Here is a 10736-nt window from a genome sequence, read left to right as displayed (position 1 = left end):
CTCACGCGGCCGGTGCGCCGGTCTGCGCCTCTATCGTGGACAACATGGCCGACACACAGACAGCGCAGCTTCGTGACATCCCCTACACCGACGCTACCGGCGCAGAGCACACCCTCGCCGAGTTCGGCGATCGCGCCGTTCTCCTCGTAAATGTCGCATCCAAGTGCGGTCTGACGCCGCAGTACGAGCAGCTCGAAGAGCTGCAGCGCACCTATGGCGACCGGGGTCTGCAGGTCATCGGCTTCCCCTGCAACCAGTTCATGGGTCAGGAGCCGGGCTCCATGGAGGAGATCCTGGAGTACTGCGCCGTCACGTGGGGCGTCAGCTTCCCCATCATGGACAAGGTGCGGGTGAACGGCTCGCACGCCGCCCCCCTCTACAAGGCGCTGAAGAAGGCGAAGAACGTGGAGGGGGCGAGGGGCCCGGTCATGTGGAACTTCGAGAAATTCCTGGTCACGCCGACCGGCGAGGTGCACCGTTTCCGGCCACAGACCAAGCCCGACGCGCCCGAGGTGATCGCGGCGATCGAGGCCAGCCTCCCCGCCTGAGCCCTGCTGCGGCCCGTTTCGACTCGCTGCGCTCGCTCAACGACCGGGAGGCGTGACCCCCGGTCGTTGAGCGAGGAGCGCAGCGACGAGTCGAAACGCAGACGATTCGAAACGCGACGTCTCAGGCGTCCTGCTTCTCCGTCCACACCTGGCGGGTGATCTGCGCGAACGCATCGGCGGGCTGCGCGCCGCTGACGCCGTACTTGCCGTCGATCACGAAGAACGGCACGCCTTGGATGCCGTAGGCCTGCGCCTGCGCCTGGTCGGCGCGCACATCGGCGAGATGCCGGCTCGACTCGAGGGCATCGCGCACCTCATCGGCGTCGAAGCCGACCTCGGCGGCGAGGGCAACGAGATCGTCGACGCGCCCGACGTGCTTGCCCTCGGTGAAGTAGGCCGACATGAGCCGCTCGGCCATCTCGTTCTGACGGCCCTGTGCCTTCGCGAAGTGCAGCAGTTCGTGGGCCTTCACCGTGTTGGTGTGCTGCAGCAGGTCGAAGCGGTACTCCAGCCCCGACCCGGCGGCCACACCGGTGACCTGGTCGAGCATCTCGCGGACGCGCTCGCGCGGCATCCCTTTGTGTCCGGCGAGGAAGTCCAGCTCATCGCCCTCGAAGTCGACCGGTGTGTCCGGCGAAAGCTCGAAGGAGTGGAAGGTCACTTCGACCTGCGGCGCGTCGGGGTCGGCCGCCGTCTGTGCGAGGCCGGTCTCGAGGTTGCGCTTGCCGATGTAGCACCACGGGCAGGCGATGTCACTCCACACGTCGATCGTGATCTTGTCTGTCATGCCTGATGCAACCTCTCTCGTGCGCGGGTCTATTCCGCGGAATCGGCCGTCGGCGCGTCGACGGCTCCCCCGAAGCGGCGGCTGCGCCCCAGGTACAGCTCGATCGCGCCCCAGAGGTCGGTACGCGAGAAGTCGGGCCACAGCGTGTCGAGGAACACCATCTCCGCGTAGGCGGACTCCCACAGCAGGAAGTTGGAGGTGCGCTGCTCGCCGCTGGAACGCAGGAAGAGGTCGACGTCGGGCATGTCCGGAACGTAGAGATGCCTGCGCAGCGTCTTCTCCGTGATCGCCGACGGCTTCAACCGCCCGGCGGCGATCTGCTCGCCCATCGCCCGCATCGCGTCGACGATCTCGTGACGGCCGCCGTAGTTGATGCACATCGTCAGCGTGAGCGTGTCGTTGCCGGCGGTGAGCTGCTCGGCGTACTGCAGTTCCTTGATGACCGATCCCCACAGGCGCGGCTTGCGTCCGGCCCACCGGATGCGGACGCCCCATTCGTTGAGCTGGTCGCGGCGGCGGTGCAGTACGTCGCGGTTGTAGCCCATGAGGAAGCGCACCTCCTCGGGCGAGCGGGCCCAGTTCTCGGTCGAGAAGGCGTAGACGCTGAGGTGTTTCACGCCCGCCTGGATCGCGCCGGCGACGACGTCGAGCAGCACCTCCTCGCCCGCGCGATGACCCTCGATGCGGGTGAGCCCGCGTCGGTTCGCCCAGCGGCCGTTGCCGTCCATGACGATGGCGACATGATTCGGCACCCCACCCTTCGGGAAGCGCGGCGGATGGATGCCGGTCCAATCGAGGGCGCGGTACGGCACGGCATCGCGGTGTGTGTAGGGCTTGGGGCTCAACGGGTGCTCTCCACGTGGGACAGGGATCGGATGCCGCGCTCGAGGTGCCACTGCGCGTAGGCGGCGACCAGGCCGGATGCCGAGGCGGTGGCGGCGTGAGTCGCGGCATCCACGACATCCCATTCTCCCGCGATCAGCGCGCGCAGCAGCGCACCGGTCTCGGGTCGCAGCCGTGCGGAGCCGGCCGGGGCGCAGTCGCCGCACACCACGCCGCCCAGCTGCGCCACGAACCAGTCGTGCGGGCCGGCGGCCCCGCACCGGGCGCAGTCGAACAGCGCCGGGGCCCAGCCCGACAGCGACATCGCCCGCAGGAGGTACGAGTCGAGCACGGAACGAGACGCCCGGCCACCCTGGGCCAGGGTGCGCAGCCCTCCCACCAGAAGCAGGTACTGCTGGGGGGTGGCTTCGGCTTCGTTCAGCCGGTCGGCGGTCTCGACCATGGCATGCGCGGCGGTGTAGAGGTCGTAGTCGGCCACGATCGCGGCGCCGTAGGAGCCGAGCGACTCGGCCTGCTGCACGATGTCGAGCGAGCGGCCCTGGTAGAGCTGGACGTCGGCGACCATGAACGGCTCGAGGCGGGCTCCGAACTTCGACGATGTGCGGCGCACGCCCTTTGCGACAGCGCGCACCTTGCCGTGGCGACGGCTGAGCATGGTCACGATGCGGTCCGCTTCACCCAGCTTGTGGGTGCGCAGGACCACGACCTCGTCGCGGTAGGTGGGCACCCCTCGATTATCCCCGCCGGTGCCGACATCGGGCGGCATTGGAGACAATGGTCAGGTGACGGAGCAGCTGTTCGTGATCCCCCTCTGGGCCGACCTCCTCGCCGTGGGCCTCGGCGGTGTACAGGGCGCCCTGTTCTCGTCGGGCTTCGTCGGACAGCGCCGGCTCGACCTGCTCGGCGTCGTCATCGTCGGCACCGTGATGGGCATGGGCGGCGGCATCATCCGCGACCTGCTGCTGAACGTCGAGCCCGCGACGCTGAAGAGCGACTGGTACCTGATCACGGCCGTCGGCGCGGCTCTGGTCGGCATGCTGCTGGCCAACATCTTCGAGCGCCTCAACGCGGTGATCGTTGCCCTCGACGCGGTGGTCATCGGCCTGTTCGGCGCCTTCGGCACCTCCAAAGCGCTGGCGCTCGGCCTTCCCCCGGTACCCGCGGTGTTCGTCGGCGTCTGCGCGGCGGTGGGCGGCGGCATCCTTCGCGACGTGATCATGGGGCTGCCGGTGGCGATCATGCACGTCGGATCGCTGTACGCCGTCGCGGCCGCGGTCGGCTGCGCGTTGCTCGCGTTCGCACACGCCGTCGGTGCGCCGCTGGTGGCCGCGGCGATCGCCTCGGTCGTGGTCACGACCGTGATCCGACTGCTCGCGGTGATCTTCGACATCTCGCTGCCCGAACAGCGTGCGCTGTACCGGCGCAAGGTCGCCGTCGAGACCAGTGCGATCCCGATCATCCGCACCTGAAGTCGTTTCGACGCAGCGACGAGTCGAAACGCGGCGTCAGACGGCGGCGAGCGAGCCGGAGCGCTCGCGCGTGCGGATCGCGCGGTTGACGCAGGAGACGATCGCCTTCAGCGACGCTGTCGAGATGTCGCCGTCGATACCGACGCCCCACAGCCGCTCACCGTCGACCTGCAGTTCGACGTAAGACGCGGCCTGCGCGTCGCCGCCGGCGCTGAGCGTGTGCTCGACGTAGTCGTAGAGCGTCACGTCGAAACCCTGCGTCCGCACGATCTCCAGGAACGCCGAGACGGGACCGTTGCCGACGCCACGGGTCGCGATCGTCTCCTCGCCGTCGCGGAGGGTGACCTCCAGCGACACCTCGCCGGACATGTCGCTCTGCGTCCGCGTGGACAGCAGCTCGAAACGGCCCCACTTCTCGTCCGCGTTGCGCGCCGGCAGATACTCGTCGGTGAAGATGTCCCAGATCTGGTCGCTGGAGACCTCGCCGCCCTCGGCATCCGTCTTGGCCTGCACGACGCCGGAGAATTCGATCTGGAGTTTGCGGGGCAGATCCAGCGCGTGATCCGTCTTCAGCAGGTACGCGACACCGCCCTTGCCGGACTGCGAGTTGACGCGGATGACGGCCTCGTACGAGCGACCGAGGTCCTTCGGGTCGATCGGCAGGTAGGGCACGGCCCACTCGATCTCGTCGACGGTGACCCCGGATGCCGCGGCCCGCGCCTCCATCGACTCGAAACCCTTCTTGATCGCGTCTTGGTGCGACCCGCTGAACGCGGTGAACACGAGGTCGCCCGCCCAGGGGCTGCGCTCGGGCACGGGCAGCTGATTGCAGTACTCGGCGGTGCGCTTGACCTGGTCGATGTCGCTGAAGTCGATCTGCGGGTCGATGCCCTGCGTCAGCATGTTGATGCCCAGGGCGACCAGGTCGACGTTGCCGGTGCGCTCTCCGTTTCCGAACAGGCAGCCTTCGATGCGGTCCGCTCCGGCCATGTAGCCGAGCTCGGCGGCGGCGATGGCCGTGCCGCGGTCGTTGTGGGGGTGCAGCGAGATGATGACGTTCTCGCGGTGGGCGAGGTGACGGCCCATCCACTCGATCGAGTCGGCATACACGTTGGGCGTGGCCATCTCGACGGTCGCCGGCAGGTTGATGATGACCTTGCGCTCCGGGGTCGGCTCGAAGATCTCGATCACCTGGTTGCAGATGTCGACCGCGAACTCCAGCTCCGTGCCGGTGTAGGACTCGGGTGAGTACTCGTAGTACACGGCGGTCTCGGGGATGCGCTTCTCGAACTCACGGCACAGGCGTGCGCCGTTCAGCGCGATGTCGATGATGCCCTGCTTGTCGCTGCGGAAGACGACCTCGCGCTGCAGCACGCTCGTGGAGTTGTAGAGGTGCACGATCGCCTGCTTCGCGCCGGCGATCGCCTCGTACGTGCGCTCGATCAGGTGCTCGCGCGCCTGCGTCAGCACCTGGATGGTCACATCGTCGGGGATCAGGTTCTCTTCGATCAGCTGGCGCACGAAGTCGAAGTCGGTCTGGCTCGCGGAGGGGAAGCCGACCTCGATCTCCTTGTAGCCCATGCCCACGAGCAGCTCGAACATGATGCGCTTGCGCTCGGGGCTCATCGGGTCGATCAGGGCCTGATTGCCGTCGCGCAGGTCGACGGCGCACCAGCGCGGAGCCGTCGTGATGCGGGCATCGGGCCAGGTGCGGTCGGGCAGGTCGACGCGGATCTGCTCGTGGAACGGGCGGTACTTGTGGGTCGGCATGCCGGAAGGCTGCTGCATGTTCTTCATGGGGTTCGCTTCTCTTCGTCAGATGGTGCGGGCCGAGTGTCAGACGATGACAAGCTCCGCGACGAGAAGGGCCCTAGAACGAGGTCTCGTCGCGGCGGCTAAGAAGGAGGCCGAACGCGCGCACGGGGACAGCGTACACCTGCGCGACGAGCTCGACGAAACTCACGGGATGAGCGCCAGGGCTCCCCCGGGGTGTCCCTCGGCCAGCAGCGCGAGCGCGGCGGGGGCGTCCTCGAGCGGGAAGGTCCGCGCCACGGGGACGGTGAGCGTACCGGCGTTCGCCGCCGCGACGAGGCCCGCGCGCGCCTCGTCGCGGAAGCGGGCGCTTGCCGGAAGGGCGCCGGCGATCCAGCGGAACCCATCGGCGTTCGCCCGCGACGGCGTGACGATCGTCACGATCCGGTCGCGATCGGCGACCAGCGCAAGCGACACGTCGACGGCCTCATCGGTGCCCACGGCATCCAGCGCCGCGACGATCGGAACGTCACCGGCGATCGCGACCACGCGCTCGAACAGCCCCGGACCGTACGCGACGGGGTCGCCGCCGAAGTGACGCACCCGCTCGAAGGAACTCTCCGCCGCCGTCCCGATGACGTGGATGCCGCGCAGCGCCGCCAGCTGCAGCACGGCCACACCCACCGCCCCCGACGCGCCGTGCAGGAGGATCGTCTCCCCCGGTTTCGCCGCGACGACATGCAGCATCTCCGCGGCGGTGGTCCCGGTCAGCAGCAGATTCGCCGCTTCGGGGTGGCCGAGCGGCTGGGGCTTGCGGAACACCTTCGCGGCATCCACTGTCATCTCCGTCGCGTAGCCGCCCTGCACCCGGAAGGCCACCACCTCGTCGCCGACGGAGGCAGCTCCCGACCCGATCTCCGTATCGAGACCGATCGCGGTGATCTCGCCCGACACCTCGTAGCCGATCGGCACGGGCCAGGACTGCCCGTTCTCGGCGGCAACATGCTTCGCATCGGCGGGGTTCATGCCCGCCGCGCGCACACGGAGCGTCACTTCGCCGCGGGCCGGGGCGGGAACCTCGACCTCCGAGAGCTCCCACGCCTCGGGGCCGCCTGCCCGTACCGCCCGCCACTGCCGCGCCGTTCGCCGCGTCATGTCAGAACCCCAGCCGTCCGAGCTGCTTGGGATCGCGCTGCCATTCCTTGGCGACGCGCACGTGCAGCTTCAAGAACACCTTCGTGCCGATGAGCGGCTCGATCTGCGCGCGCGCCCGCGCGCCGACGGCGGACAGCCGCGAGCCCTTGTGGCCGATGATGATCGCCTTCTGGCTGTCGCGCTCGACGACCAGGTTCGCGTAGATATCGGTGAGCTCGCCCTCGTCGCGGCGCGAGATGTCGTCGATCGTGACGGCGATCGAGTGCGGCAGCTCGTCACGCACGCCTTCCAGCGCCGCCTCACGGATGATCTCGGCGATGCGGTCCTCGAGCGACTCGTCGGTGACGACCCCCTGCTCGTAGAGGGCGGGTCCTTCCGGCATGAGCGTCAGCAGCTCATCGGCGAGCACGTCAAGCTGTTCGCCCGCGACGGCCGACAACGGGATCACCGCGTCCCAGTCCTCGCGCAAGCTGTCGACCTCCATCAGCCGTTCGGTGATCTCGTCGCGGGAGGCGATGTCGGTCTTGGTGACGATGGCCACCTTCTTCGCGCGCGGGTATCCGTCCAGGGATGCCGCGATGCGGCGGTCGCCGGGACCCACCTTCTCCGTGGCCGGCACGAGGAAGCCAATCGCGTCCACGTCGCCGAGCACCTGCTCCACGAGGTCGTTCAGGCGCTGGCCGAGGAGCGTCCGGGGCTTGTGGATGCCGGGGGTGTCGACGATCACGAGCTGGCCGGCCGGGCGGTTGACGATGCCGCGGATCGCGCGCCGCGTCGTCTGGGGCTTGTCGGAGGTGATCGCGACCTTCTCACCCACCAGGGCGTTCGTCAGCGTGGACTTGCCGACGTTGGGACGGCCGACGAAGGTGACGAACCCGGAGCGGGTCTGGGGGCTGGGACTCATCGGTGGGCATCCTCCCGGTCGGTGCGGTTATCGTCGCCGAAGGCGGCGTCGACGGCGAGCAGGCTGGGGGTGGGTTCGACGAACACCGTGGCGAGGCCCCGCCCGCGCCCGCGGGAGGCGCCTCCCGTCAAGCGCAGCCCGGAGTACTCCGCGGTCGCACCGGGCAGAGGCACACGGCCGAGCAGCTTCCCGAGCAGGCCGCCGATCGAGTCGACGTCCTCGTCTTCGAGCTCGAGACCGAACAGTTCGCCGACCTCATCGAGGCCCAGGCGCGCGCTCACGCGGTACCGTCCGTCGCCCAACTCGACGATCTCGCTGGAGCGGGGATCGTACTCGTCGGAGATCTCGCCGACGAGCTCTTCGATCAGGTCTTCGAGCGTCACGAGCCCCGAAACGCCGCCGTACTCGTCGACGACGAGACACACATGGACGGCATCCCGCTTCATCTGCTGCAGCAGCGTCTCGGCCTTCATCGATTCGGGCACGAACACCGCCGGCCGCGCGATCTGGGCGACCGGGGCGTCCCGCCATGCGGTCTCATCGCGGAACGCGAACTGCACGAGGTCTTTGAGGTAGACGACGCCGGTGATGTCGTCGGCTTCGCCGTCGGCGACCGGAACCCGTGACACGCCCTTGTCCAGGAAGAGCTGCATCGCCTGCTGCGTCGTGGCGGCGGCATCCATCGTCACCATGTCGGTGCGCGGAACCATCACCTCGCGCACGTACGTGTCGGTGAACTCGAACACGGAGTGGATGAGCTCGCGGTCGTCCTCTTCGATGAGGTCCTGCGATGCGGCCTCGTCGACCATGCTCAGCAGTTGCTCCTCACTCGCGAACGAGGCGCCGCGGTGGATGCCGGGCGTCACCCGGTTGCCGACGAGCACGAGCAGGTGTGCGAGGGGGCCGAGCACGATGCGCGCGCCGCGGACGAGCGGGGCGCACGCCTGGAGCAGTCCGCGGGCGTGCTGGCGCCCGACGGCGCGGGGGCTTGCGCCGACCAGGACGAACGACACCACGGTCATCAGCACCGCGGCGGCGAGCATGGCCCACCAGATGCTGTCGAACGCGATCGTGAAGGCCACCGTCACCACGACGGCCGCCGTCGTCTCGGCGAGGATCCTGATGAACACGACGGCGTTGCCGTGGGCTTCGGGATCGGCGCCGATCCGCCCGAGAGCGGTCGCGCTGCGTCCTGACGTCGCCATCTCGGCGAGGTCGGCGCGCGAGGTGACGCCCAGCGCCGCGTCCAGCGCCGCCATCAGACCGCCGAGCGCGACCAGGAGGGCCGCCGCGAGGAGCAGGAGGATCTCGGTCATGCGCGTCGTCGACGCTCCGAGACGTGGAAAGCGGCCATCAGGTCGCGCTGCAGACCGAACATCTCGCGCTCCTCCTCGGGCTCGGCGTGATCGAAGCCCAGCAGGTGCAGCAGCCCGTGCGTGGTCAGCAGGATCAGCTCGTCGACGGTCGTGTGGCCGGCTGCCTGTGCCTGCGTCTCGGCGACCTGGGGGCAGAGCACGATGTCGCCGAGCAGTCCCGGCGGCGTGGGCTGTTCCTGCGTGCCCGGTCGCAACTCGTCCATCGGAAAGCTGAGCACGTCGGTGGGGCCCGGCTCGTCCATCCACTGCACGTGAAGAGCCTCCATGGCGCCTTCGTCGACGAGGAGGATCGCGACGTCGGCATCCGGGCTGACGTGCAGCTCCGCGAGGTTGTTCTCGGTCAGGCGCAGCAGCACGGTCTCGTCGATGTCGACGCCGGACTCATTGGTGATCTCGATGGTCATGAGCGTCCTCGCTGTGTTCCGTGGGGGCCGTGGTGTCCCCGGCTGTCCCGGGGTGGCAGGTGGTCTCGCGGTCCGCCGGAGCGCGGCATACCGCTGCGACGCTCGGTGCGGTTGGCGAACTCGGCGGCTTCGTCTCGTTCTCGGCGGGCGGCCAGGCGCTGCTCGTCGTACACGCTGTAGGCGTCGACGATCCGGCCGACGAGGCTGTGGCGCACTACGTCTTCGCTGGTCAGCAGCGAGAAGTGGATGTCGTCGATGTCCTTCAGCACGCGCGTCACGAGCCGCAGCCCCGAGGCTCCCTGCGGCAGGTCGACCTGGGTGATGTCACCGGTCACGACCATACGGGTGCCGAAGCCCAGACGCGTGAGGAACATCTTCATCTGCTCGGGCGTCGTGTTCTGGGCCTCATCGAGGACGACGAACGAGTTGTTGAGCGTGCGTCCGCGCATGTACGCCAGCGGGGCGACCTCGATCGTGCCCGACGCCATGAGCTTGGGGACGATCTCGGGGTCCATCATCTCGTTCAGCGCGTCGTAGAGCGGGCGCAGGTACGGGTCGATCTTGTCGGTCAGGGTGCCGGGCAGAAAGCCCAGCCGCTCCCCCGCCTCCACCGCCGGTCGGGTCAGAATGATGCGGTCGACTTCCTTGCGCTGCAGGGCCTGAACGGCTTTCGCCATCGCGAGGTAGGTCTTTCCGGTTCCGGCGGGACCGATGCCGAAGACGACCGTGTTCTCGTCGATCGCGTCGACGTAGCGCTTCTGACCGAGGGTCTTCGGGCGGATCGTGCGTCCACGCGAACTCAGGATCGCCTCGCCCAGTACGTCGGACGGGCGTTCGCCGGTGTCGGCCCGGAGGATGCGATTCGAGGTCTGCACGTCGGAGGGCTCCAGGCCCTGACCCGCGCGCGCCATCGCGATCAGCTCGTCGACGAGTGCGCGGGCCCGCGCAACGGACGCGGCAGCGCCGGTGAGAGTGATCTCGTTGCCGCGCACGTGCACCTGCACGTCGGGGTGTTCGCGCTCCACGACGCGCAGCAGTCGGTCCTGCGGTCCGAGCAACTGGACCATCGCCACTCCGTCCGCGAGAATCCGGTCGACCGCGTGCTCGGTCGCGTTCGCGTCGTCGGCGGAATCAGCCACCGAGGCTCCCCTCGTCCAGTCCCCCGGCCAGCACATGCGCGTGGACGTGGAAGACCGTCTGACCGGCGCCCGGCCCCGTGTTGAACACCAGGCGGAAGTCGCCGTCGGCGTGCTCGGCGGCCAGAGTGTTCGCGAGTGCGATCATCTCGCTCATGAGGGCGGGGTCGGACGCGGCCAACTCGACGACGTCGCGGTAGGCGGCACTTTTCGGGATGATCAGCAGGTGCACGGGCGCTTGGGGTGCGATATCGCGGATCGCGAACACGTTCTCGGTCTCGGCGAGGATCTCGGCCGGGATCTCGCCCTCCAGGATGCGCGTGAAGATGGACGGTTCGCTCATACTCCGAGTGTAGTCAGCG

At 68.7% G+C, this 10736-nt stretch carries 12 protein-coding genes; 2 read left to right on the top strand and 10 right to left on the bottom strand.

The window, feature by feature from the left end; genetic code table 11:
- The first annotated feature begins 44 nt into the window (after nucleotides 1-44).
- Nucleotides 45-548: a glutathione peroxidase gene (locus tag AS96_RS01855; protein ID WP_036285143.1), complete on the top strand. Its 504-nt coding sequence runs from the start codon at nucleotides 45-47 to the stop codon at nucleotides 546-548.
- Between the two features lie 121 nt (nucleotides 549-669).
- Here AS96_RS01855 and AS96_RS01850 read toward each other — a convergent pair whose 3' ends face one another.
- Genes AS96_RS01850 through recO form a run of 3 tightly spaced genes read right to left on the bottom strand, consistent with a single transcriptional unit; the run spans nucleotide 670 to nucleotide 2905 of the window.
- Nucleotides 670-1335: a DsbA family oxidoreductase gene (locus tag AS96_RS01850; protein WP_036285029.1), complete on the bottom strand. Its 666-nt coding sequence runs from the start codon at nucleotides 1333-1335 to the stop codon at nucleotides 670-672.
- Between the two features lie 29 nt (nucleotides 1336-1364).
- Nucleotides 1365-2180, bottom strand: a complete 816-nt coding sequence (locus tag AS96_RS01845) for an isoprenyl transferase (RefSeq protein WP_005049436.1) — start codon at nucleotides 2178-2180, stop codon at nucleotides 1365-1367.
- On the bottom strand, nucleotides 2177-2905 hold the full coding sequence (gene recO, locus AS96_RS01840; RefSeq protein WP_016465152.1) for a DNA repair protein RecO: 729 nt from the start codon (nucleotides 2903-2905) through the stop codon (nucleotides 2177-2179). Before recO ends, AS96_RS01845 begins: the two co-directional genes overlap by 4 nt.
- Before the next feature lie 55 nt (nucleotides 2906-2960).
- Between recO and AS96_RS01835 the strand changes: the two genes are divergently transcribed.
- On the top strand, nucleotides 2961-3647 hold the full coding sequence (locus AS96_RS01835; RefSeq protein WP_036285026.1) for a trimeric intracellular cation channel family protein: 687 nt from the start codon (nucleotides 2961-2963) through the stop codon (nucleotides 3645-3647).
- A gap of 36 nt (nucleotides 3648-3683) precedes the next feature.
- Here the strand turns inward: AS96_RS01835 and leuA are convergent, their stop codons facing one another.
- From leuA to AS96_RS01800, 7 genes are all read right to left on the bottom strand, one after another.
- Entirely contained in the window at nucleotides 3684-5444 is a 1761-nt protein-coding gene (gene leuA, locus AS96_RS01830; RefSeq protein WP_036285023.1) for a 2-isopropylmalate synthase, read from the bottom strand.
- 162 nt (nucleotides 5445-5606) lie between these two features.
- Nucleotides 5607-6554: an NADP-dependent oxidoreductase gene (locus tag AS96_RS01825; protein ID WP_036285021.1), complete on the bottom strand. Its 948-nt coding sequence runs from the start codon at nucleotides 6552-6554 to the stop codon at nucleotides 5607-5609.
- Nucleotide 6555: 1 nt separating this feature from the next.
- On the bottom strand, nucleotides 6556-7458 hold the full coding sequence (era, locus tag AS96_RS01820; RefSeq protein ID WP_036285019.1) for a GTPase Era: 903 nt from the start codon (nucleotides 7456-7458) through the stop codon (nucleotides 6556-6558).
- Nucleotides 7455-8774 carry a hemolysin family protein gene (locus AS96_RS01815; RefSeq protein ID WP_036285017.1) on the bottom strand — a complete coding sequence of 440 codons (1320 nt, stop codon included), beginning with the start codon at nucleotides 8772-8774 and terminating at the stop codon, nucleotides 7455-7457. Before AS96_RS01815 ends, era begins: the two co-directional genes overlap by 4 nt.
- Nucleotides 8771-9238 (bottom strand): rRNA maturation RNase YbeY, encoded by a 468-nt coding sequence (gene ybeY, locus AS96_RS01810; protein WP_036285014.1) that lies wholly within the window; start codon nucleotides 9236-9238, stop codon nucleotides 8771-8773. Before ybeY ends, AS96_RS01815 begins: the two co-directional genes overlap by 4 nt.
- The gene (locus AS96_RS01805; protein WP_036285012.1) at nucleotides 9235-10377 is read right to left on the bottom strand and encodes a PhoH family protein; all 1143 of its coding nucleotides are present in this window, start codon (nucleotides 10375-10377) and stop codon (nucleotides 9235-9237) included. The genes ybeY and AS96_RS01805 overlap by 4 nt, the downstream gene beginning before the upstream one ends.
- A complete protein-coding gene (locus tag AS96_RS01800) occupies nucleotides 10370-10717 on the bottom strand; it encodes an HIT domain-containing protein (RefSeq protein ID WP_036285009.1) in 348 nt (115 codons plus the stop codon). Before AS96_RS01800 ends, AS96_RS01805 begins: the two co-directional genes overlap by 8 nt.
- Between the last annotated feature and the right edge of the window lie 19 nt (nucleotides 10718-10736).

The organism is Microbacterium sp. MRS-1 (genome assembly GCF_000585455.1).
Lineage (GTDB): Bacteria > Actinomycetota > Actinomycetes > Actinomycetales > Microbacteriaceae > Microbacterium > Microbacterium laevaniformans.
The sequence above is the reverse complement of the archived record's forward strand: the minus strand, read 5'-3'. Positions and strand labels throughout refer to the sequence as shown.